Annotated in this window: 24 protein-coding genes; 11 read left to right on the forward strand and 13 right to left on the reverse strand. The window is 60.6% G+C overall.

What is annotated here, in order from left to right:
• Window positions 1–75: 75 nt before the first annotated feature.
• The gene (locus B9N88_RS19110; protein WP_169898656.1) at window positions 76–936 is read right to left on the reverse strand and encodes a MurR/RpiR family transcriptional regulator; all 861 of its coding nucleotides are present in this window, start codon (window positions 934–936) and stop codon (window positions 76–78) included.
• A 220-nt stretch (window positions 937–1,156) separates the two neighbouring features.
• On the opposite strand from B9N88_RS19110, the gene zwf reads away from it, so the two are divergent.
• From zwf to B9N88_RS19125, 3 genes are read left to right on the forward strand one after another with little or no spacing between them, the layout of a single operon-like run.
• Window positions 1,157–2,623: a glucose-6-phosphate dehydrogenase gene (gene zwf, locus B9N88_RS19115; RefSeq protein ID WP_027605596.1), complete on the forward strand. Its 1,467-nt coding sequence runs from the start codon at window positions 1,157–1,159 to the stop codon at window positions 2,621–2,623.
• Complete coding sequence (gene pgl, locus B9N88_RS19120; protein WP_027605597.1) at window positions 2,610–3,323, forward strand: 6-phosphogluconolactonase; 714 nt, start codon at window positions 2,610–2,612, stop codon at window positions 3,321–3,323. The genes zwf and pgl overlap by 14 nt, the downstream gene beginning before the upstream one ends.
• A gap of 17 nt (window positions 3,324–3,340) precedes the next feature.
• Window positions 3,341–4,006: a bifunctional 4-hydroxy-2-oxoglutarate aldolase/2-dehydro-3-deoxy-phosphogluconate aldolase gene (locus B9N88_RS19125; RefSeq protein ID WP_026067364.1), complete on the forward strand. Its 666-nt coding sequence runs from the start codon at window positions 3,341–3,343 to the stop codon at window positions 4,004–4,006.
• A 101-nt stretch (window positions 4,007–4,107) separates the two neighbouring features.
• Here the strand turns inward: B9N88_RS19125 and B9N88_RS19130 are convergent, their stop codons facing one another.
• Both B9N88_RS19130 and B9N88_RS19135 read right to left on the reverse strand, forming a co-directional pair.
• Window positions 4,108–5,283 carry an aminotransferase class V-fold PLP-dependent enzyme gene (locus tag B9N88_RS19130; RefSeq protein ID WP_027605598.1) on the reverse strand — a complete coding sequence of 392 codons (1,176 nt, stop codon included), beginning with the start codon at window positions 5,281–5,283 and terminating at the stop codon, window positions 4,108–4,110.
• 10 nt (window positions 5,284–5,293) lie between these two features.
• Entirely contained in the window at window positions 5,294–5,530 is a 237-nt protein-coding gene (locus tag B9N88_RS19135; protein ID WP_017139191.1) for a DUF3820 family protein, read from the reverse strand.
• A gap of 207 nt (window positions 5,531–5,737) precedes the next feature.
• On the opposite strand from B9N88_RS19135, the gene B9N88_RS19140 reads away from it, so the two are divergent.
• Entirely contained in the window at window positions 5,738–6,205 is a 468-nt protein-coding gene (locus tag B9N88_RS19140; protein ID WP_010208206.1) for a ferritin-like domain-containing protein, read from the forward strand.
• A gap of 137 nt (window positions 6,206–6,342) precedes the next feature.
• Here B9N88_RS19140 and B9N88_RS19145 read toward each other — a convergent pair whose 3' ends face one another.
• Together B9N88_RS19145 and B9N88_RS19150 are read right to left on the reverse strand one after the other, a co-directional pair.
• A complete protein-coding gene (locus B9N88_RS19145; RefSeq protein WP_027605599.1) occupies window positions 6,343–6,813 on the reverse strand; it encodes a MaoC family dehydratase in 471 nt (156 codons plus the stop codon).
• A 57-nt stretch (window positions 6,814–6,870) separates the two neighbouring features.
• Window positions 6,871–7,815, reverse strand: coding sequence for an alpha/beta hydrolase (locus B9N88_RS19150; protein WP_027605600.1), 945 nt, complete (start codon window positions 7,813–7,815; stop codon window positions 6,871–6,873).
• 223 nt (window positions 7,816–8,038) lie between these two features.
• On the opposite strand from B9N88_RS19150, the gene fadD2 reads away from it, so the two are divergent.
• A complete protein-coding gene (gene fadD2 / locus B9N88_RS19155; protein WP_027605601.1) occupies window positions 8,039–9,727 on the forward strand; it encodes a long-chain-fatty-acid--CoA ligase FadD2 in 1,689 nt (562 codons plus the stop codon).
• A 336-nt stretch (window positions 9,728–10,063) separates the two neighbouring features.
• Window positions 10,064–11,755 carry a long-chain-fatty-acid--CoA ligase FadD1 gene (gene fadD1 / locus B9N88_RS19160; RefSeq protein ID WP_027605602.1) on the forward strand — a complete coding sequence of 564 codons (1,692 nt, stop codon included), beginning with the start codon at window positions 10,064–10,066 and terminating at the stop codon, window positions 11,753–11,755.
• A 55-nt stretch (window positions 11,756–11,810) separates the two neighbouring features.
• On the opposite strand, the gene B9N88_RS19165 is transcribed toward fadD1, so the two are convergent.
• Window positions 11,811–12,188: a hypothetical protein gene (locus B9N88_RS19165; protein WP_027605603.1), complete on the reverse strand. Its 378-nt coding sequence runs from the start codon at window positions 12,186–12,188 to the stop codon at window positions 11,811–11,813.
• A gap of 201 nt (window positions 12,189–12,389) precedes the next feature.
• On the opposite strand from B9N88_RS19165, the gene B9N88_RS19170 reads away from it, so the two are divergent.
• The 3 genes from B9N88_RS19170 to def all read left to right on the forward strand — a co-directional run bounded on the left by B9N88_RS19170 (window position 12,390) and on the right by def (window position 14,236).
• Window positions 12,390–12,575, forward strand: a complete 186-nt coding sequence (locus tag B9N88_RS19170) for a CsbD family protein (RefSeq protein ID WP_016973106.1) — start codon at window positions 12,390–12,392, stop codon at window positions 12,573–12,575.
• A gap of 167 nt (window positions 12,576–12,742) precedes the next feature.
• On the forward strand, window positions 12,743–13,693 hold the full coding sequence (locus B9N88_RS19175) for a YihY/virulence factor BrkB family protein (RefSeq protein WP_027605604.1): 951 nt from the start codon (window positions 12,743–12,745) through the stop codon (window positions 13,691–13,693).
• Window positions 13,694–13,696: 3 nt separating this feature from the next.
• On the forward strand, window positions 13,697–14,236 hold the full coding sequence (gene def / locus B9N88_RS19180; RefSeq protein ID WP_027605605.1) for a peptide deformylase: 540 nt from the start codon (window positions 13,697–13,699) through the stop codon (window positions 14,234–14,236).
• A 39-nt stretch (window positions 14,237–14,275) separates the two neighbouring features.
• On the opposite strand, the gene B9N88_RS19185 is transcribed toward def, so the two are convergent.
• The 7 genes from B9N88_RS19185 to B9N88_RS19215 all read right to left on the reverse strand — a co-directional run bounded on the left by B9N88_RS19185 (window position 14,276) and on the right by B9N88_RS19215 (window position 20,441).
• Window positions 14,276–15,094, reverse strand: coding sequence for a class I SAM-dependent methyltransferase (locus B9N88_RS19185; RefSeq protein WP_027605606.1), 819 nt, complete (start codon window positions 15,092–15,094; stop codon window positions 14,276–14,278).
• 60 nt (window positions 15,095–15,154) lie between these two features.
• Complete coding sequence (locus tag B9N88_RS19190; RefSeq protein WP_027605607.1) at window positions 15,155–15,592, reverse strand: GNAT family N-acetyltransferase; 438 nt, start codon at window positions 15,590–15,592, stop codon at window positions 15,155–15,157.
• Window positions 15,593–15,879: 287 nt separating this feature from the next.
• Window positions 15,880–16,380, reverse strand: a complete 501-nt coding sequence (locus B9N88_RS19195) for a hypothetical protein (protein WP_027605608.1) — start codon at window positions 16,378–16,380, stop codon at window positions 15,880–15,882.
• Window positions 16,381–16,513: 133 nt separating this feature from the next.
• Complete coding sequence (locus B9N88_RS19200) at window positions 16,514–17,923, reverse strand: MFS transporter (protein WP_027605609.1); 1,410 nt, start codon at window positions 17,921–17,923, stop codon at window positions 16,514–16,516.
• A 12-nt stretch (window positions 17,924–17,935) separates the two neighbouring features.
• Window positions 17,936–18,673, reverse strand: a complete 738-nt coding sequence (locus tag B9N88_RS19205) for an NAD-dependent epimerase/dehydratase family protein (RefSeq protein WP_027605610.1) — start codon at window positions 18,671–18,673, stop codon at window positions 17,936–17,938.
• A gap of 10 nt (window positions 18,674–18,683) precedes the next feature.
• Window positions 18,684–19,316: a glutathione S-transferase family protein gene (locus tag B9N88_RS19210; RefSeq protein ID WP_027605611.1), complete on the reverse strand. Its 633-nt coding sequence runs from the start codon at window positions 19,314–19,316 to the stop codon at window positions 18,684–18,686.
• A 93-nt stretch (window positions 19,317–19,409) separates the two neighbouring features.
• Complete coding sequence (locus B9N88_RS19215; RefSeq protein WP_027605612.1) at window positions 19,410–20,441, reverse strand: HTH-type transcriptional regulator GntR; 1,032 nt, start codon at window positions 20,439–20,441, stop codon at window positions 19,410–19,412.
• 212 nt (window positions 20,442–20,653) lie between these two features.
• Between B9N88_RS19215 and B9N88_RS19220 the strand changes: the two genes are divergently transcribed.
• Both B9N88_RS19220 and B9N88_RS19225 read left to right on the forward strand, forming a co-directional pair.
• Window positions 20,654–21,187 carry a gluconokinase gene (locus tag B9N88_RS19220; RefSeq protein WP_027605613.1) on the forward strand — a complete coding sequence of 178 codons (534 nt, stop codon included), beginning with the start codon at window positions 20,654–20,656 and terminating at the stop codon, window positions 21,185–21,187.
• 84 nt (window positions 21,188–21,271) lie between these two features.
• On the forward strand, window positions 21,272–22,624 hold the full coding sequence (locus B9N88_RS19225; protein WP_027605614.1) for a GntP family permease: 1,353 nt from the start codon (window positions 21,272–21,274) through the stop codon (window positions 22,622–22,624).
• Window positions 22,625–22,636: the final 12 nt, after the last annotated feature.

Genomic DNA, 22,636 nt, shown 5'->3' on the forward strand with positions numbered 1-22,636 from the left:
TCGTGGCTTATGGCCTCATCGGGGGCAAGTTGAATCGTCCCCGATGAGGCCAGTGAAGCCAGCACACAGGCTGGCTTAGTTGAACTCATCCCCCACCGGATACCGGCTGTCATTCAAGCTCTCTTTGATCTTGCGCAAATGCGGCTGGAAATCCACCCCGCGGCGCAAGGTCATGCCGGTGGCCAGTACATCCAGCACCGTCAACTGAATGATCCGCGAGGTCATCGGCATATAGATGTCGGTGTCTTCGGGCAGCGGAATGTTCAGGCTTACGGTACTGGCCTTGGCCAGCGGCGAGTTCTCGGCGGTTACGCCCAGCACCGACGCACCGTTTTCCCGGGCGATACGCGCCACTTCCACCAGCTCACGGGTGCGCCCGGTGTAGGAAATGATCACGAACAGCTCGCCCGTGTGGGCCACCGAGGCGATCATGCGTTGCATCAGCACGTCGGCGTGGGCGGTGACCGCCAGGTTGAAGCGGAAAAACTTGTGCAGCGCGTCCATGGCCACCGGCGCCGAAGCACCGAGGCCGAAGAAGTGGATCTGCCGCGCCTGGATCAACAGGTCCACGGCCTTGCTGATCAGGGCCGGGTCCAGGGCCTGGCAGGCGGCGTCCAGCGAGGCGATGGCGCTGCCAAAGATCTTCTGGGTGTAGGCCTCGGGGTTATCATCGGCCTCCACGGCGCGGCTGACATACGCTGCGCCACTGGCCAGGCTTTGCGCCAACTGCAATTTAAGTTCAGGGTAACCGCTGACGCCGAACGAACGGCAGAAACGGTTGACCGTCGGTTCACTGACCGAGGCGGCCTGGGCGAGGGCTGCGATGGAGAAGCGGGTCGCCTGCTGCGGGTTGAGCAGGATGACCTCGGCCACTTTTTTCTCAGCCTTGTTCAATTCTTCGAGGCGGTTCCGGATCTGTTCCAGAAGATTTCGCACGCGGTCCATTCAGTCTTTCCTTCGGGCGACGATGCAAATAAAAGGGTGGCAACCAATCGACGAGTGGCCTTTTGCGGTGGCCTATCCTACTGAGGGTAGCTGAACACCACCACTCGGAATGCGTATTTCCGGAAAATGTTGTGGTTATTACTACATTTTTCCTTGAGTGATGCCTTGAAAAAAGGTATTTGTAGCTTAACTTGATAAAAGAACAAACATCATGCCTTCGATAACCGTAGAACCCTGCACCTTTGCCCTGTTTGGCGCCTTGGGTGATCTGGCGCTGCGCAAGTTATTTCCTGCCCTCTATCAGCTGGATGGCGCCGGGCTGCTGCACGACGATACCCGTATCCTGGCCCTGGCCCGGGAAGCCGGTTCCGAGCAGCAACACCTGGCCCATATCGAAAAAGAATTGCGTAAATACGTCGGCAAGGAACTGGACGAGAGCATCGCCCAGCGCTTCCTGGCGCGCCTGACCTATGTCCACGTCGACTTCATGAAAGCCGATGACTACGTGGCCCTGGCGGAAAAGGCCGGCACCGAGCAACGCCTGATTGCCTACTTCGCCACGCCTGCGGCGGTGTACGGTGCGATCTGCGAGAACCTGTCCAAGGTCGGCCTGGCGGAAAACACCCGCGTCGTGCTGGAGAAACCCATCGGTTCGGACCTGGAATCCTCGCGCAAGGTCAACGATGCCGTGGCGCAGTTCTTCCCGGAAAACCGCACCTACCGTATCGACCACTACCTGGGCAAAGAGACCGTCCAGAACCTGATCGCCCTGCGTTTCGCCAATAGCCTGTTCGAAACCCAGTGGAACCAGAACTACATCTCCCACGTGGAAATCACCGTGGCCGAACAGGTCGGTATCGAAGGCCGTTGGGGCTATTTCGACAAGGCTGGCCAGCTGCGCGACATGATCCAGAACCACTTGCTGCAGCTGCTTTGCCTGATCGCCATGGACCCGCCGGCCGACCTGTCCGCCGACAGCATCCGTGACGAGAAGGTCAAGGTGCTCAAGGCCCTGGCGCCGATCAGCCCGGATGGCCTTACCACTCAAGTGGTGCGTGGCCAGTACATCGCCGGCTACAGCGCCGGCAAGCCGGTGCCGGGTTACCTGGAAGAAGAGAATTCCAACACCCAGAGCGACACCGAAACCTTCGTCGCGCTGCGGGCCGATATCCGTAACTGGCGTTGGGCCGGGGTGCCGTTCTACCTGCGTACCGGCAAGCGTATGCCGCAGAAGCTGTCGCAGATCGTCATTCACTTCAAGGAACCGTCTCATTACATCTTCGCCCCCGAGCAGCGCTTGCAGATCAGCAACAAGTTGATCATCCGCCTGCAGCCGGACGAAGGCATTTCCTTGCGCGTGATGACCAAGGAGCAGGGCCTGGACAAGGGCATGCAACTGCGCAGCGGGCCTCTGCAACTGAATTTTTCCGACACCTACCGCAGCGCACGCATCCCCGATGCCTACGAGCGGTTGTTGCTGGAAGTGATGCGCGGCAATCAGAACCTGTTTGTTCGCAAAGATGAAATCGAAGCCGCGTGGAAGTGGTGTGACCAGTTGATCGCCGGGTGGAAAAAATCCGGTGATGCGCCCAAGCCGTATGCGGCGGGGTCCTGGGGGCCGATGAGCTCGATTGCACTGATCACGCGGGATGGGAGGTCTTGGTATGGCGATATCTGAATTGAAACTGCCTCGGGGCGTGACTGCCCACGAGTACCGCACGCCTGTGCTGCTGGCGGACGGCCTGGCCAACGACGTGGCCGAGCAACTGCGCGCGGCCATCAGTGCCCGTGGCGAGGCGACCCTGGTGGTGTCCGGTGGCCGCAGCCCCGTGGCGTTTTTCCAGAACCTGGCCAAGCAAGGCCTGGACTGGTCCAAGGTCACCATCACCCTGGCCGATGAGCGCTGGGTGCCGGTGGAACACGCCGACAGCAATGCCGGCCTGTTGAAGCAGCACCTGTTGCAAGGCCCGGCGGCCAAGGCCAGGTTCCTCAGCCTGTACAGCGCCGCCGCCAACCTTGAAGACGCTGCCGAGCAGGCCGATCGCCTGCTGGCCGAGCTGCCGGCCATTGATGTGCTGGTGCTGGGCATGGGCGATGACGGCCACACCGCATCGCTGTTTCCCAACAGCCCGAACCTCGCCGCTGCACTGCAGGCCGACGGTACCCGCCGTTGCTGGCCGATGCTGGCGCCGACCGTGCCGCACCAGCGCCTGACCATGAGTCGCGCATTGCTGGCCACGGCCCACTACACCGCGCTGTCGATTTCCGGCAGTTCGAAATTGACCACCTTGAGCGCCGCGCTGGCCAGTGACGACGTTGCTGCCATGCCGATTCGCGCGTTTTTGCAACCTACTTTAGAGATTTACTGGTGCCCATGAGCCAAGGATCAGCCGCTATGAAAAGCCCTCAACCGACCGTGTCCATGGCGGATAAAGTTGCCCTGATCGACAGCCTCTGCGCCAAGGCGCGGATCCTGCCGGTGATCACCATCGCTCGCGAGCAGGACATCCTGCCGCTGGCCGATGCCCTGGCAGCCGGTGGTTTGACCGCATTGGAAGTGACCTTGCGTTCCGAGTTCGGCCTCAAGGCCATTCAGGTGCTGCGTGAGCAGCGGCCTGAACTGTGCACCGGCGCCGGCACCGTACTCGACCGCCACATGCTTGAAGCGGCTGAAGTCGCCGGTTCGCAATTTATCGTCACCCCCGGCATCACCCGCGACCTGCTGGAAGCCTCGGTGCACAGCCCGATCCCGCTCCTGCCAGGCATCAGCAACGCCTCCGGCATCATGGAAGGCTACGGCCTGGGCTACCGCCGCTTCAAACTGTTCCCGGCCGAGGTCAGCGGCGGTGTTGCCGCGATCAAGGCCCTGGGCGGCCCGTTCGGCGAAGTGAAGTTCTGCCCGACCGGCGGCGTCGGCCCGGCCAATATCAAGAGCTACATGGCGTTGAAAAACGTGATGTGCGTGGGCGGTAGCTGGATGCTTGACCCGGAGTGGGTCAAGAACGGCGACTGGGCCCGTATCCAGGAAGTCACCGCGCAGGCGCTGGCGCTGCTGGATTGATCTGATTCATCGAATCGTTGTTGCTGTGCTTAACGGCATTTTTGCGGTGCACTTGGTCGGTGTACCGCTTTTTTTTGCCGGTAAAAACCTGAGGCCCGCCTTTAGTCTCTGCTTAGCTCGGTAATGGCATTGACCAGGACATTGATGTCCTCCGCCGACGTCACCAACCCCGGTGTCACGCGGATACAGGTACCAAACGCCGCACCGGTGCGCGTGGTGGTAAACAGCCCATAGTCCTTGAGCATGCGATCCACCATCACCTGCTGATCCCGCCCGCTGAACTTGAATGCCGTGATCCCGCAATACAGCCGGGGATCATCCGGCGTCAGCACCTCGATCCCCGGCAACGGTCGCACCTGGCTCACCCATACATCCCGCAGATAACTGACCCGCGCACCCTTGGCCGCCGCGCCGCCCATGGCGCGATGTTCTTCAAGCACCAACGGCAACGTCATTAACGCGGGGAAATTCGGCGTGCTGTACGACGTACGCGCACGCACGTCGGTGGCGGGGTAGTGGAACTCGCCCATGTCCGGATCAATATCAGCCAGGCATTCGGGGGCGATATAGAGGAACCCCAGGGTCAGCGGCGCGCCGATCCATTTGTGCAGGTTGAAGCCGGCGAACGCAATGCCCAGTTCGGCGAGGTTGAACTCGATCTGGCCCAGTGCATGGGCGCCGTCGAGGATCACGTCGATGGCATGCTCACGCGCGGCCTTGGCGATGGCCTCTACGGGCATCACCAGGCCGGTGCGGTGGGTCACATGGGTGAGTGCCATCAGCTTCAGGCGCGGGTACCGGGCGAACGCATCGCGATAGGTCTGCACCAGGCTGTCGAAACTGGCCGGATGAGTGTGGGACAACTCGATCACTTCTACACCGCGAACACCCGCCAACCAGCGCATCGCACCTTTGACGGTGTCGTATTCCAGATCGCTGATCAGCACCTGATCGCCGGGTTGCAGGCGGTTGTAGTTGCGGATCAGCGACTGCAAGGCTTCGGTGGCGTTGCGGGTAAAGGCGACTGCCTCGGGGTCGACGTCGATCAGGCCCGCCAGTTGGCGACGGATCTCGACGTTTTCACCTTGCTCGAAGCGCTGGCGCACATACAGCGAGTTGCTGCGGTTGATAAAAGCCACGTGCTCCAGGTACTGCGCCTGCACCTCGCGGCTCATACGCCCGAAGTAGCCGTTCTCCAGGTTGATCGGGCCGGGCTCCAGCGCATAGCGCTGGGCGATGGCCTGCCAGTGAGGTTCGTTGTCGGCATTCCTTGGCATGGTGAGTCTCTTAATGGCGGGGGGCGGGTTTGCCGTGTTTAACGCGCAGCGGTTCCAACAATTCGGACAAGCCGTTGTGGTCGATTTCCTGCATCAATGCCAGCAACCCGCCCAGTTCGCCGTGGGGAAAGCCTTCGCGGGCGAACCAGTTCAGGTAGGGACCCGGCAGGTCGGCGATGATCCGGCCCTTGTATTTGCCGAAGGGCATTTCGCGGGTGATCAGCAGTTCGAGTTTTTCGGGATTCATGGGCTTCATGTGAAGTGAGGCGAGGTCTTCGAAAATACAGGCATTCTGCATGAAGGCCAAATGACAGATCATGCAAATAACGTACATACAGATGGTTCAAATATTTTTAAGTTATTGAAAATAAACATAAAAGTAATTTTTCAAAACCTGGCACGAGCGCTGCAATCATTAAGACAACCCTTCTTCACCTGCCTAAGGAATTGAAAAATGACTGACATCAACAAAGAATCGATCTCCGTACTGAACGACCTGATCGAGACCAGCATCGACGGCCAGAAAGGCTTCAAGGAATGCGCAGAAGACATCAAGCATCCGGAACTCAAGGCGCTGTTTGCCAAGCGTTCCGCTGACTGCGCTACCGCTGCCGCCGAATTGAAGACCGCCGTGCGTGCCCTGGGCGGTGATCCGGAAGACTCCGGCAGCGTAGCCGGCGCCCTGCACCGTGGCTGGGTCGACGTGAAGTCGATGCTGACCGGTAAGGACGAAGAGGCTGTGCTGAACGAAGCCGAGCGCGGCGAAGACCACGCACTGAAGGCTTACAAAGAAGCCATCGAGAAGATCAACAAGCACAACCTGCTGGGCATTCGTGACCTGGTTGAGCGTCAGTACCACGGCGTGCAACGCAATCACGACCAGGTAAAAGCCCTGCGTAACCAGGCTCGCGCTCAGTCCTAAGCGCTGCTGTGTAACACATGTGGGAGGGGGCTTGCTCCCGATAGCGGTGGATCAGTCGATATTTCAATGACTGACACACCGCCATCGGGGGCAAGCCCCCTCCCACATTTGCAGGGTGTTGGCCTTGAAAACCGTACTCAGCCAATGCTGATCGGCGGCAGCTCGGTCAAGGTCACGATCTGCTGCTTGCGTGGTGCAAGAATTTCCGCCTCGCCATCCACGACCAGCTCATCGCGCTGGTTGAACACACGGGTGGCAATACGTACGCGAAACTTCGGCAGCTTCTCGAGGATTTCCAGGCGCACGGTCAGGGTATCGCCGATTTTCACCGGCTTCTGGAAGGTCATCTGCTGGCCGATATAGATAGTGCCCGGCCCGGGCAGCTCACACGCAACGGCTGCGCTGATCAGGGCGCCGCTGAACATACCGTGGGCGATACGCTCCTTGAACATGGTCGCCTTGGCGTATTCGGCATCCAGGTGCACCGGGTTGTGGTCGCCGGACATGGCGGCAAACAGCTGGATATCACGCTCTTCGACGGTCTTGCTGTAGCTGGCGGTCTGGCCGACTTCAAGGGCTTCGTACGGGGTGTTGGTTACCTGGGTCATCTAAAGGTGCATCCTGTGGCTAATCGGTAATTTAACTATCTGATTTTAAACGTAAATTTATTCGCAGTGGGCCGGCCTGCGCAAGGTCAGGGCCTGGTCGAGCCACCTCAGCACATCGGCGGTGACTTCGTCGCGATTGGTTTCGTTGAACACTTCGTAACGTGCCTGCGGGTAGATATTCAGTTGCAGGTGCTGGCTGCCGGCCTCACGCAGGGCATGGGCCAGGCTTTTGAGACGCTTGCCCTCACTGACCGGATCACATTCGCCGCCCATCACCAGGATCGGCAGGCCCGGATCGATCTGGGCGAGATTGGACGCTTTGCTGATTTGCTGCAAGCCGCCGAGCAGATCGATCCATAGTTGGTTGGTACAGCGGAAACCGCAGAGTGGATCGTTGATGTATTTGTCGACTTCGTTCGGGTCACGGCTGAGCCAGTCGAACGCGGTGCGGTTGGGCTTGAATGCCTTGTTGAACGAGCCGAAGGACAGGAACTCGATCAACGCACTGCGCCCACGGACACCCTGGCGCAGGCGTTCGGCGCGAGCGATCAGCCGTGCGGCGCGGTACAGCGCCACCGGCTGGAAATTCGAACCGCTGAGAATCGCTCCATGCAGGCTGGCGCTGTGGTGCAGCAGGTAGGCCTGGGCGATATAGCTGCCCATGCTGTGGCCGAGCAAAATGATCGGCAGCCCCGGATGCTGCTGGCCGATGTGCTGGTTGAGGCTGGCCAGGTCGCCCACCACTTTGTTCCAGCCGTCCTTTTCGGCATACAGGCCCAGCGTACCTTCGTCGGCGGTGCGGCCGTGGCCACGCTGGTCCGGCGCATACACGCCATAGCCTGCACTGCACAAGGCTTCGGCCAGCCGCGCATAGCGCCCGCTGTGCTCCGCCATGCCGTGGGACAGCATGACCACCGCCTTGGCCGGCCCGTCGGGCATCCAATGATTGACGTACAGGCGGCTGCGGTCATTCGCGGTCAGCCAGAAGGTGCTGTGGTTCATGGGGTTCCCTTTCTCAAGGTCTGCTCAAGGTCTGATCGACGTTGTTGCAGTGTATAGCTCATCTGTCAGGCGACGGGGTATCTGCCTGCGCATCAGGGACAAGATTCATACAATCAATGACGCAATTTGCTGTATTTGCCTGTTTGGCCATAGCTGCTAACGTCCCCCAAGCTCCGCTTTCTATAAAAGCGGCCGGACACCTTCAGGTAAGGGGACAAGAATAATGCAACCTGATTTCTGGAATGACAAACGCGCGGCGGGCGTTCCCAATGACATCGACCTGTCGGCCTACAAGTCGGTAATCGAAGTCTTCGAGCGCTCGTGCAAGGCCTTTGCCGACCGTCCGGCATTCAGCAACATGGGCGTCACCCTGACCTACGCCGAGCTTGAGCGCCAGAGTGCGGCGTTCGCCGGCTACCTGCAGCAGCACACCGACCTCAAGCCCGGCGAGCGCATCGCCGTACAGATGCCCAACGTGCTGCACTACCCGATTGCCGTGTTCGGCGCACTGCGCGCCGGGCTGATCGTGGTCAACACCAACCCGCTCTACACCCCGCGCGAGATGCGCCACCAGTTCAAGGACGCCGGCGTGCGTGCCCTGGTCTACCTCAACCTGTTCGGTTCGCGGGTGCAGGACGTGTGTACAGACACCGAGATCGACTACCTGATCGAAGCCAGGATGGGCGACTTCATGCCCGCCGCCAGAGGCTGGCTGGTCAACACCGTGGTCGACAAGGTCAAGAAGATGGTCCCGGCCTACCACCTGCCGCGTGCGGTGTCGTTCAAGCGCGCCCTGCGCATGGGCGCGGGCCTCGGCGTGACGCGCCATCCGGTGAACCTGGACGATATTGCCGTGCTGCAATACACCGGCGGCACCACCGGCCTGGCCAAGGGCGCGATGCTCACCCATGGCAACCTGGTGGCGAACATGCAACAGGTGCGCGCCTGTATGTCCCAGACCGGCGATGACGGCCACCCACTGATCAAGGAAGGGCAGGAGGTGATGATCGCGCCGCTGCCGCTGTACCATATCTATGCCTTCACCGCGAACTGCATGTGCATGATGGTCTCGGGTAACCACAATGTACTGATCACCAACCCCAGGGACATCGGCGGGTTTATCAAGGAGCTGAAAAAGTGGCGCTTTACCGGGCTGCTGGGGCTCAACACGCTGTTTGTGGCGTTGATGGACCACCCGGAGTTCAAGAACCTGGATTTCTCCCACCTCAAGCTCACCAACTCTGGTGGCACGGCCCTGATCAAGGCCACGGCCGAACGCTGGGAGCAGATCACCGGCTGCTCGATCGGCGAGGGCTATGGCCTGACGGAAACCTCGCCGGTGGCCAGCACCAACCCCTACGGCAACAAATCACGCCTGGGTACCGTGGGCATCCCGGTGCCCGCCACGGCGATGAAGGTCATTGATGACGAAGGCACCGAGCTGCCCCTGGGCGAGCGCGGTGAGTTGTGTATCAAGGGCCCGCAGGTGATGAAGGGCTATTGGCAGCAACCGGCGGCCACTGCTGAGGCCCTGGACGCCGAAGGCTGGCTGAAGACCGGTGACATCGCGGTGATCGACGAAGATGGGTTTGTGCGCATTGTCGACCGCAAGAAGGATTTGATCATCGTCTCGGGTTTCAATGTGTACCCCAACGAAATCGAGGACGTGGTGATGGCCCATCCGGCCGTGGCCAACTGCGCGGTGATCGGCGTGCCGGACGAGCGCACGGGGGAGGCGGTGAAGCTGTTCGTGGTGGCGCGCGCAGAAGGGGTGAGCCTTGAGGAGTTGAAGGCGTACTGCAAGACCAACTTCACGGGTTACAAGGTGCCCAAGCACATTGTCTTGCGCGACTCGTTACCGATGACGCCGGTAGGGAAGATCCTGCGCAGGGAACTACGCGACATCGCCTGATGTGGATTCGGTAAAAATGTGGGAGTCGCGGTGCGACGATTCGGCTTGCCCCCTCCCACATTTATCGTGTGTCGTCCTGAAGGCCTTATTCCAGAGCCTTTCATCAACGTATTTCACTTCTGTTTAAAGTGTGACCAAATATTGTAGGACAGTCGTGATTATGACTGCGGGGCCCTCTTTAGGCTCTAGTCGGCCCTTGGCAAAGCTGCTACTCTCGGCGCGCTTTGTGACGTCTAGGCCTGCTTGAAAGCGCCAGATTCACCAAAAAAAAACATACACCAATAATAATCGCATCAAATGCGATGATGAATTCGCGTCGCTGAGGAGTGGGCTTCCATGCACGAAGACTTTTGGAAGGATAAGTACCCCGCCGGGATTGCTGCAGAAATCAATCCAGACGAGTATCCGAATATTCAGGCGGTATTGAAGCAGTCCTGCCAGCGCTTCGCCAACAAACCGGCCTTCAGCAACCTGGGCAAGACGATCACCTACGGTGAATTGTACGAACTGTCCGGCGCCTTCGCCGCGTACCTGCAACAGCATACCGACTTGAAGCCCGGCGATCGCATTGCCGTGCAGTTGCCCAACGTCCTGCAATACCCGGTCGCCGTGTTCGGCGCCATCCGTGCCGGCCTGATCGTGGTCAACACCAACCCGCTGTACACCGCGCGGGAAATGGAACACCAATTCAATGATTCCGGCGCCAAGGCGCTGGTCTGCCTGGCCAACATGGCCCACCTGGCGGAAAAGGTCGTGCCCAAGACCGCCGTCAAGCATGTGATCGTCACCGAAGTCGCCGACCTGCTGCCGCCGCTCAAGCGCCTGCTGATCAACAGCGTCATCAAGTACGTGAAGAAAATGGTCCCGGCCTATCACTTGCCCAAGGCGATCAAGTTCAACGACGTACTCGCCAAGGGCCAGGGGCAAGCGGTCAACGAAGTCTGCCCGGCCAGCGGCGATGTGGCCGTATTGCAATACACCGGTGGCACCACCGGCGTGGCCAAGGGCGCGATGCTCACCCACCGCAACCTGGTCGCCAACATGTTGCAATGCAAGGCGCTGATGGGCTCCAACCTCAATGAAGGTTGCGAGATCCTGATCACGCCGCTGCCGCTGTACCACATCTATGCGTTCACCTTTCATTGCATGGCGATGATGCTGATCGGCAACCACAACATCCTGATCAGCAACCCGCGCGACCTGCCGGCGATGGTCAAGGAACTGTCGAAGTGGAAGTTCAGCGGCTTTGTCGGCCTGAACACTCTGTTCGTGGCGCTGTGCAACAACGAAGCCTTCCGCAAGCTGGACTTCTCCGCGCTGAAGGTCACCCTGTCGGGCGGCATGGCCCTGCAACTGGCGGCGGCCGAGCGTTGGAAAGCGGTGACCGGTTGCGGCATCTGCGAAGGCTACGGCATGACCGAAACCAGCCCGGTGGCCACGGTGAACCCGATCCAGCATATCCAGATCGGTACCATCGGCATTCCGGTGCCGTCGACCCTGTGCAAGGTCATCACCGACGACGGTGTCGAGCTGGCCCTGGGTGAAGTCGGCGAACTGTGCGTCAAGGGCCCGCAGGTGATGAAGGGCTACTGGCAGCGTGAAGACGCCACCGCCGAGATGCTCGACAGCGAAGGCTGGCTGAAGACCGGCGACATCGCGATCATCCAGCCGGATGGCTACATGCGCATCGTCGATCGCAAGAAGGACATGATCCTGGTCTCCGGTTTCAACGTGTACCCCAACGAGCTGGAGGACGTGCTGGCGGGCCTGCCGGGCGTACTGCAGTGCGCGGCCATCGGTGTGCCGGATGAAAAATCCGGGGAACACATCAAGCTCTTCATCGTGGTCAAGCCGGGCGCCACCCTGACCAAGGAGCAGGTCATGGAGCACATGCGCGCCAACGTCACCGGCTACAAGGTGCCCAAGGCCGTGGAGTTCCGCGATGCGTTGCCGACCACCAACGTGGGCAAGATCCTGCGCCGCGAGTTGCGCGATGAAGAACTGAAGAAACTCGGTCTTAAAAAGTAATCCAATCCAAATATGGGAGGGGCTTACCCCCTCCCACATTTTTTTGACCGCGTTCTTACACGGCGAACTGCGCGAAGCTCACACCCGCACCCGCCGGCCGCACATCCTTCAAGAACGAGTCCTTATCCGCGCTCAGCTCCAGGGTAATCTCCGGCTTGCGCTTGCCCGCGTTGCGCACCACCAGCCCCTCGAGCTTTTCACGCAGGAACACGGTCGGCACCTTCAGGTGCAGCAGCTGGTCGGTCTCGGCGTTGTGCATCAACAGGTGAATCCACTCGTACTGGCCGACGGCAATACGCCCCACCGGCAGATCGAACCACCAGATGTTGCGTTTGCGGTCCAGGTCGGTGAAGTGGCAGTTGTTGACGCCGAGTACGGCACCGCCCAGTTCCTGGTTTCTGCGGGCGATGGCCTGTGCTTTATTGAGTTTCATAACCTTCCTACGGGATCTGTTATTCAGCGTTGGAGCCTGAATGTGCCGGGCATTCTCGTGGGTTGGCTGCAAAACATAAAGCCAAACCTGTCGTTGGCGATGAAATGTTCACCGAAAAATAATTGAAACTCTGCCGAACGGCCTCGGGTCAATCTCTACGTAATGACCAAAACCCTTTGATTGTTCTTTCGGAGAAATACCATGGGCAGCACAGCGGATAAGGCAAAAGGTTTGAAAGACGAAGCCGTCGGTAACATCAAGCAAGGCGTCGGCAAAGTCACCGGCAACGACAAACTGCGCGCTGAAGGCGTCGTGCAGGAAAAGAAAGGCCAGGTTGAAAAAGCCGTGGGCGACACCAAGGACGCGGTGAAAAAAGCGACCAAGTAAGACTGCCATCGTGCAGCCGGACGGCCATCCACGGATGGCCGTTTTTATGTCACATGCAGTGATTAAAGTTTCGAAATTGTTTCAAGGTCGCCAAATAGGCTACCTTGATGTAGAAAACGGCCCCTGAGTCGCCCATGACCCCCCTTTTTGCGGCGAAAGGAGACGCTATGATTTTTCCGGTTCTCGATGGTCTCAAGCTCCACACAGTGCTGGTGCGCACCGTCAAGGAATTCGTCGATGACGAGATGTCCACCTACGCCTCGGCACTGGCCTACCAGATGCTGTTCTCGTTGTTTCCCTTCCTGCTGTTCCTTATCGCCCTGATCGGTTTCCTGCACCTGCCGGACTTTTTCACCTGGCTGCGCCTGCAATCGGAACTGGTGCTGCCGCCCCAGGCCCTGGAGCAGGTCAACCCGGTGATCGACCAGTTGCAGCAATCCAAGGGCGGCCTGCTCTCGGTGGGTATCGTGATTGCCCTGTGGACCGCCTCCGCTGGCGTGCGCCTGATGATGAGCGCCATGAACGCCGCGTACGACGTCGTGGAAGGCCGGCCGATCTGGAAGCGTTTTCCGCTGTCGGTTTTCTACACCATCGGCATCGCCGGCATGCTGCTGGCCGCCGCCGCGCTGATGGTGCTCGGCCCGCAGGTGATGGAATGGCTGGCCGGCCAGATCGGCATGCAGGAATTCGTGGTGACCTTGTGGACCATCGTGCGATGGCCGCTGATCGTGATCCTGCTGATGTTTGCCGTGGCCCTCATGTATTACGTGATGCCGGACGTGGAGCAGAAATTTCGCTTTATTACCCCGGGTTCGGTGCTTGCGGTGGTGGTGTGGATCGTCGCCTCCCTCGGTTTTGGCTACTACGTCAAAACCTTCGCCGACTACAACGCCATGTATGGCAGCATCGGTGCGATCATCGTGTTGCTCCTGTACTTCTACATCTCCGCCGCCGTGCTGTTGCTGGGGGCGGAGATGAATGCCGTGATCGAGCACATGTCGGCCGAAGGCAAGGAGCCAGGCGCAAAGGATTTCGATGAGCCCGCGCCCGCGCACGAAAAACAACATGTCTCCGGCCTCGGCCGCGACCACTCCAAACCCACTACCGATGAAGTCTGATCGATGATCCGTGAAATCCTGAAAATGGGCGATGAACGCCTGCTGCGTATCGCCCCACCGGTACCGCCGGAAATGTTCGACAGCCCCGAGCTGTGGCAATTGATCGACGACATGTTCCAGACCATGGAGCACGTGGGCGGCGTCGGCCTGGCCGCGCCGCAGATTGGCGTCGACCTGCAACTGGTGATCTTTGGGTTCGAAGCCAGCGAGCGCTACCCGGATGCGCCGCCGGTGCCGCAGACCATCCTGATCAACCCGTTGATCACGCCGCTCAGCCCGGTGCTGGAAGAAGGCTATGAAGGCTGCCTGTCGGTGCCCGGACTGCGTGGTGCGGTGGACCGTTACCAGCAGATTCGCTACGAGGGTTTTGATCCGAAGGGCGAGCCGATCGTACGTTTTGCCGATGGCTTCCACGCGCGGGTGGTGCAGCATGAATGCGATCACCTGATCGGCCGGCTGTACCCCTCGCGCATTACCGACTTCAGCAAGTTCGGCTTTATTGAAGTGATGTTTCCCGACATGGACCCAACCGCTGACGAGTAATCGCCGGCCCGTTGAGAACAAAATGTGGGCGGGACCAGGTTATTTGGCCGGTTTGACGAACCGCAACGTCATCCGGTCCGACTCGCCAATCGCCACATACTTCGCCTTATCCTGCTCCCCCAATTTCAACGTCGGCGGCAACGTCCACACGCCGGCGGGATAATCCTTGGTGTCCTTCGGGTTGGCGTTGACCTCACTCTGGCCTGCCAGCTTGAACCCCGCATCGGTGGCCAGTTTCACCACCTGGGCGGTGGTCAGGTAACCGCTGTCCTTGATCGCCTCCAGCTCGGCCCCGTCCTTGGCCCGGTGATCTTCCACACCCAGCACGCCACCCGGTTTCAACACCGTGTAGAACGCGCGGAACGTGGCCTCGGCGGTATCGGCCAGCACCCAGTTATGCACATTGCGGAACGTCAGCACGGCGTCCGCAGAAGCAGGTTTGCCGAACACCGGTGCCTTGGGGTCGAACTCGACCACGACTGCCTTGGCATAGCGCGTCGGGTCGGCGGCGAATTTGTTTTTCAGGTTCTCTTCGGACGTGCGCGCATAGGCGCTGCTGCTTGGCGCTTGCACGGCGGCGATGTAATGCCCGTGATCCTTGAGCAACGGCGCCAGCAGTTCGCTGTACCAACCGCCCCCTGGGGTAATTTCGATCACCGTCTGCCTGGCGCCCAGGCCAAAGAATTCCAAGGTCTGCTGCGGGTGGCGATAGCCGTCGCGGGCGCTGTTGGCCGGGTCGCGCCAATTGCCGGCCAACACGCTGGCGTATTGCTGGGCGCTGATCGGTGCGTCGGCGGCCTGGCTGAACGTGGGAACGAGGAGTGCGGTAAGGGACAGAGCTGCAAAGGTCGCTTTCATGATCATCCGAAAAGTGGGCCACTGTGTCGCCGAGGCTAGCATGGGGCCCATACGGGGCGATCACACATTATCCGAGGACGACCTCACTAAACGATCTAAGCCCATGGCGATCATCGGTTTGTTGCGCTTGTAGCGCACCAGCCGCTCGCTGAGGGATTGCGGCAATAGCGTGTCCTGGGTGAAACCCATGCGCTGATACAAACCTTCCAGGTCCGGATGGCACAACAACCACAGCGTGCCTTGCACCTCGGCCGCCGCCGCGGCTATCAATCGCCCCGCCAACCCCTGGCCGCGATACGCCGGGTCGACAAACACGCCGGTCAACCACTGTCCGCCGACCACGGGTGTCAGGCACAGGCCGGCGACAATCTCGCTGTCGCGCGCTACCCACAAACGCCCGCCCTTGAGCGCCTTCATCGGGGAGTCATGACGGCGATAAAACTTGTTCAGCAGCGGCCACAGCGGCTCAGCCAGGGGGGCGATGTGCAGTTCGGGCATGGTGTTTGGGCAACATAATCAAGGGCCGGGGATTATAAGCGCCTTCTGTGCGGCAATAGGTGGTATACCCAGTGTTACATCCCCTGTAAGTGGAGCATGCATCATGGCCAAAGGTATGGATTCAAAGAAAGCCGCGAAGAAGAAACCGGCAAAGACCGCCGACGAAAAACGCGCCGACAAGAAAGCCAAGAAAACCGAGACGGGCCTGTTCGGTCACTGAGTTAATGATCATTCCCACGCACCCGCGTGGGAATGCCGCCAGGGACGCTCGGCGCCCCACCTGTGACTTAGATCGCCGCCAGGGTTTCTTTCACTGCCTGCGCCTGCGGGTCAGTGGTCTTCGCCGCTACCTGCTGCTCTTGCTGCTGCTTCAAACGTTCGGCCACTTGCTTGGAAATGGCGTCCTGCTTTTCCTGCGACATGTTCTGCACATCCGCCTCGGTCAACCCTTGTTCCTTGAGCAATTGCTCACGGATACGCTCGGCCGGGGTTTTGCTCATGTAATCGGTGAAGTCTGCGCGGGCGGAGCTGGTGGCGGGGACATCCGTCGTCACCGTGGTGGCCGCTGTGCTGGCCTGCAACTGCACGCGGGTCTTGGCGAAAGCTTCGTCGATGCGATCGCCGGCCTTGTCCAGATCCTTCTGCGCGGCCGGCAGGGTCACGCTTTGCTGCGCCGCTTGCAGGGCACCGCTGTACAGCGTGCTGGCGGCGGCGTTGGCCGGGTCCATGTCGGGACGCGTGATCTTTTGAAGGGTCGACACGGCTTGGGGATTGTTGTTAACCAGCATGATCGGTCACCTGGGAAAATGTTCGGTGCCATAGCGGGAGCAAATAACATGCCGGGTCCGATAACCCCGGTTTGACTGGATTTGGCCTGGCCGCCGCGGCAAACATTGTCCCGCAGGCGGCCAACCGTTGCCGTCAATGGGCGATATGTTCCAAGGCCAGGTTGCGCGTACGCGGGCCGAACCAACTGATGGTGATCATCACGATCAGCATGCTGCTGGCAATAAACGCCAACACACCGGGTGTGCCCAGGTGTTCGAGGATAAAACCGATCAACAGGCTGCTGAACACCGTCGACAAGCGGCTGAACGAATAGCAGAACCCCACCGCCCGCGCGCGGATATTGGTCGGGAACAGCTCGCTCTGGTAGGAGTGGTAACTGAAGCTCAGCCAGGCGTTGCAGAAGGTGATCATCACCCCGCAGATCACCAGCCCCACCGCCGTGGTCTGCAACGCGAACAGGCTGCCGAAGATCACCGCACCCATGGCGGAGCCGACGATCTGCCATTTGTTTTCAAAGCGGTTGGCCACCTTCACAAACAGCAACGGCCCCAGCGGGTAGGCGAGGGTGATGATAAAGGCGTACAGCAAGCTGTGGGTCACGCTGACACCCTGGCCCGAAAGCAGTGCCGGCAACCAGTTGCCGAAACCAAAGAAGCCGATGGCCTGGAACACATGGAACACAATCAGCATCAACGCGCGGCGGCGGTACGGCGGTTGCCAGATGTCGGCAAAACGGCCACTGCCTTGCACGCTGACGGCTTCGGGTTCGGGTTCATCCAGCGGTTTGCCATGGTCTTTCCGGCAGCGCGCCTCCAGGGTGTCCATGATCCTGCCGGCTTCTTCGAAGCGACCTTTCTGCGCCAGCCAGCGCGGTGATTCCGGCAGGCGCTTGCGCAGTTGCCAGATAAACAGCGCGAACACCGCACTGCTCAGCACCACCCAGCGCCAGCCAGACACCCCGAACGGCGCCTGGGGCACCAGCCACCATGACATCAATGCCACGGCCGGCACCGACAGGAACTGGATGAAAAACGCAAAGGCGAACGCAGAACTGCGCATGCGCTTGGGCACCAGTTCAGACAGATACGCGTCGATGGTCACCAGCTCGATGCCCAGGCCGATACCCACCAGGAAACGCATGCCGATAATGCCCAGCGCGGATGTCTGAATGCCCATCAATACCGTGGCGACGGTGTACCAGATCAGCGCGAAGGTGAAGATCGCCCGGCGCCCGAAGCGGTCGGCGATGGGGCTGAGCAGGCTGGCGCCGAGGAACAGGCCGAGGAAGGTCGCCGAGGCGAACGCCGCCTGGTCGGAGAAACCAAACACGCCCTCGCTGCCGGTGTGGAAAATCCCGTCACTGATCAGGCCGGGGCTGATGTAGGCGGTCTGGAACAAGTCATACAGCTCGAAAAAGCCGCCGATCGACAGCAGCGCTACAAGGCGCCAGACCGTGGCGACGGCGGGCAGGCGGTCGATACGCGCGCTGATATGGGCGGCGCGGATCGGGTCGATGCCGTCTGTAGCAGGGAGTGCAGGCATGGCGGGGGAAACTCAGTCAGTGATGGGGATATCGAAGGTCTGAAATGCATCGTCCAGCGGATGGTAACCCAACACCCGCGTGGTTTCGCTCAGGTCCAGGCGCTTGAAACGGTTATTGGAAATGCCATGGGCGATCAGGTGTTTCACGCCCTCGGCCTCCACTGCACGCTGCAGCAGCTGCACGGCATCCCGCGGGCTGAGCCAGGCGCTGAGGTCGCGGGCGTTGTTCAGGTCGTGGGTTTCAACGAATTCGAACGCGCCGATGCGCAGGGCAATCGTCGACAGCGGGGTTTTCGCCGCGTAGTAGCCACACAGCGCTTCGCCGTAGCATTTGCTCACGCCATACAGGTTGGCCGGCATCACCTGCATGCCTGGGGTGATCTGCCGGTCTACCGGGTAGCCTTCGATGGTTTGTGCGCTGCTGGCGAACACCAGGCGCTGTACACCCGCCGCCACGGCGGCTTCGAACAGGTAGGTGGTGGCGAGGATATTGTTCGGCAGCAATTCGTCGAACGTGGCGCTGGCGTGGGGGATGCCCGACAGGTGCACGATCACATCGATGCCTTCGAGCAGGCTGGCGAGGTTGGCTTTGTCGCTGAGGTCGGCGTGCACGAAGCGGTGTTCGCCCAGGTCGAAATCAGGCGCGATGCGGTCGGTGAGGGTGAAACGGTAGCGGTCTTTCGAGGCTTCGAAAAACGTCTTGCCGATTCTGCCGCAGGCGCCGGTGAGCAGTACGTTGAGTCCTTTCACGGGCATGTCCTTAGTTATGCCCGTCGAGGGCGAAGAGCTGGAAGCCGTGGTGCTGGCCGAGGCGCTGGTAGTAGGCCGCAATGGCGGGGTAGGCCGGGCGCGCCATGGGCGTCATCTGCCAGCGGTGCACCGAGAGGCCGATGAGGATGTCGGCGAGGGTGAATTCATCGCCGGCAACAAAGGCCCCGGTTTTGCTCAGTTGTTGCTCGAGGATGCCCATCTTGTCGTTCCATCGTTGCACGGCGGCTTCAATCTGCGCCGCGTCCAGGCCGTCCGGGTTATTGCGTACCAGGGCGGTGAAAGCATCGCCCCAGGCACGGTTGAGCTCGACGGCCTGCCAGTCGATCCACTGCTCGACCCGGGCCCGTGGTGCGGGCTCGATGGGCAGCAGGTCGTGGCGCTGGTAAAGCCCCACGAGGTAGCGGCAGATGGTATTGGACTCCCACAGCACTCCGTGGTCGTCGATCAGCACGGGTATCTGCGCGTTGGGGTTCAGGGCGAGGAATTCGGCGGACTGGGTGGGCTGGAAGCCGATGCCCCAGTCTTCGCGCACGTAGTCGATGCCCAGTTCCTGGCAGGTCCAGAGCACTTTGCGCACGTTGATGGAGGACGTGCGACCCAGGATTTTCAGTGAATGTGCCATGGTGCTTTCCTTGCGATGGAGAACAGCCAATCTAGCAGGCGGGAGAAGCTACGGCGATGCCTCCGAGCGGGCGGGGTCAAAATGTGGGAGGGACTACGTGCTCTCGCGAACCTGCAACTCAAATCCCATGTCCACCACCGGCTTGGCGATCCTGTTGCCCGCCATGATCGTCAACAAATGCTCCGCCGCCCGCCGCCCGATCGCTTCCCTGGGGGTACTGATGCTGCTCAGGCGCGGCACCATGAAGGACGACGCCGGCAAGTCGTTGAAGCCCAGCACCGCGACACGTTCTGGCACTTTGATGCCGTGGCGCATGGCTTCCAGCAGCGCGCCCTGGGCCAGGTCGTCGTTGCCGAAGAAGATCGCATCCACATCCGGATGGGTGGCCAGCAGTTGCAGGAACAGCTCGCCGCCCAGGCCCACCGAGGAAGGGCGTGGTGTCAGCAGTTCCAGCGCCGGGTCGTACAGGCCCGCCTGTTGCAGCGCGCGGCGGAAGCCTTCACCACGCAGCAGGGTGCGTTGGTCCAGTTGCGCGCCGATATACGCCAGGCGCTTGCGCCCACGGGAGATCAAATGTGCGGCCGCGGTTTCACCCGCCGCCAACTGCGAGAAGCCCACGCAGTTCACGCCGGCGTTGGGGTCCAGGTCCATCATGTACACACATGGCACATTGCTGGCCTCGACCATCCGTCGGGCGCTTTCGGTGCGATCGAAGCCGGTCAGCAGCAACCCCCGTGGCTGATAGGCCATGTAGTTGCGCAGCAGGTTTTCCTCTTCGTCGCGCGAATAGTGGGAGTTGCCGATCAGCACTTCAAAGCCCTTGGGCCGCAGCACCTGGTGGATGGCTTCGAGGGTTTCGATAAACAGCAGGTTGGACAGCGACGGCACCAGGACTACCACCGAATGGCTCTGGGCCGAAGCCAGGGCGCGGGCGGCGGGGTTGACCACGTAGTTGAGTTCGGCAGCGGCGTGCTGGACTTTTTCCACCAACTCGGTGGCCACGGTGCTGATGCCGCGCAGCGCGCGGGAGGCGGTAATCGGGCTGACGCCGGCCAGGCGGGCAACTTCGTTAAGGGTAGGGCGACCGGTGGTGCGGGTATTTTTATCGTTCTTGGAGGTCATCAGGCGGCTTGCCAAACAAAAATCGAGGCACTAAGGTAGCGCTGTCTCCAAAAGGCTGCAAATTATTGAACTATGGGTTGCCTGATCCGGTTCAAATGATTGGAGCGGATGCACGCGTCACTCCATAAAAATGACAAGACGGCGCGGGAAAAGCCTGTTTTTGCACTTGCCTCACCGCGTGCAAAGGTAGCGCTATCTGCGTCTTGAGGTGTTTCATGAGTCAACCTGTTACCGCCCTGGTCATCATGGGTGTTGCCGGCTGTGGCAAAACCAGCGTCAGTGAGGCCCTGTGCCGCCTGAACGGTGCCACCGCCATTGAAGGCGACAGCTTTCACCCCGCCGCGAACATCGAAAAGATGAGCGCCGGCCACCCCCTCAACGACGACGACCGCGCCGGTTGGCTCGACATCCTGTGCGATGAACTGCGCCGTTCGCTCAAGGCCGGTGAACATCCGGTACTCACCTGCTCCGCGCTGAAAAAGAAATACCGCGACCACCTGCGCGAAGCCGCGCCGGGCCTGGGCTTTGTATTCCTGGAGCTGACCCGCGAAGTCGCCGCCGACCGCGTGTCCCATCGCCCCGGCCATTTCATGCCGGCCAGCCTCATCGACAGCCAGTTCGCCACCCTTGAATCGCCCAAGGGCGAGCCGCTGACCCTGGCCCTCAACGCCAGCGAAGACAGCGTCGAGGAGTTGGCCAGGCAGACCAACGCCTGGTGGCTGACACACGGTTTTGAACCATCCAACTGATTTTTTGCCGGAAAAGATAGCGCTATCCCCGGCAGGAAATTCAACACCCGCTTTAATAACAACAACAAACAGGAGAGACCCCCCATGTTTGGCATGTCCCACGAGTCGTACCTGCTGTTAGATGCAGTCGTTACCATCATCGGGCTGATCGTCTTGATCACCCGCTTCAAGGTTCACCCGTTTATCGCGCTGATCATCGCGGCCGGCTTCCTTGGCCTGACCTCGGGCATGCCGGTGGACAAGATCATCAAGGCGTTCCAGGACGGTTTCGGCGGGGTGCTTGGCTTTGTCGGCATCATCCTCGCGCTGGGCACCATGCTCGGCAAGATGATGGCCGAATCCGGCGGTGCCGATCAGATCGCCCAGACCCTGATCCGCGCCTTTGGCAAGGACAAGGTCCAGTGGGCCATGATGTTCGCCGCGTTCCTGGTGGGCATTCCGCTGTTCTTCGAGATCGGCTTTGTACTGCTGATCCCGCTGGTGTTTATCGTTGCGCGCCGCACCGGCGTGTCGCTGATCAAGATCGGCATCCCGCTGCTCGCCGGCCTCTCGGCAGTCCACGGCCTGGTGCCGCCGCACCCGGGCCCGCTGCTGGCCATCGGGGTGTTTGGCGCCGACATCGGCAAGACCATCCTGTACGGCCTGATCGTCGCGCTGCCGACGGCCATCATCGCTGGCCCGATCTTCGGTACGTTTATCGCCAAGTACATCCCGGGCAACCCGTCCCAGGAACTGGTCGACCAACTGGCCCGCGAGCCTGAGAACAAAAACCTGCCGAGCTTCAGTATCACCCTGGTCACCGTGCTGCTGCCGGTGTTCCTGATGCTGCTCAAAACCTTCGCCGACATCGCCTTTGCCGAAGGCAACGTGGTGCGCAACTGGATGGACATGATCGGTCACCCGATCACCGCCTTGCTGCTGGCGTTGCTGCTGTCGCTGTACACCTTTGGCAGTCGCCAGGGCATCCATTCCAAGCAGATCCTCAAGCTGCTCGACGCCAGCCTTGCGCCGACCGCCGCGATCATCCTGATCATCGGTGCCGGTGGTGGCTTCAAGCAGATGCTGGTGACCAGCGGCGTGGGTGACGTGATCGGCCACATGGCGGTGAACGCACAGATCAACCCGATCCTGCTGGCGTGGCTGGTGGCGGCGGTGATTCGTGTGGCGACCGGTTCGGCCACCGTGGCGACCATTACCGGCGCGGGCATCGTAGTGCCGGTGGTGGGGATGATTCCCGGGGTTAACCGTGAGCTGCTGGTGTTGGCGACGGGGGCGGGTTCGTTGATCCTGTCTCACGTCAACGATGCGGGGTTCTGGCTGGTGAAGCAGTACTTCAACATGACCGTGGCCGAGACCTTCAAGACCTGGACGGCAATGGAGACCATCCTGTCCGTTGTGGCACTGATCTTTATCATGTTGCTGTCGTTGGTGGTCTAACCGACACACTAC

The organism is Pseudomonas sp. LAMO17WK12:I1, assembly GCF_900177315.1.
Classification (GTDB): domain Bacteria; phylum Pseudomonadota; class Gammaproteobacteria; order Pseudomonadales; family Pseudomonadaceae; genus Aquipseudomonas; species Aquipseudomonas marginalis.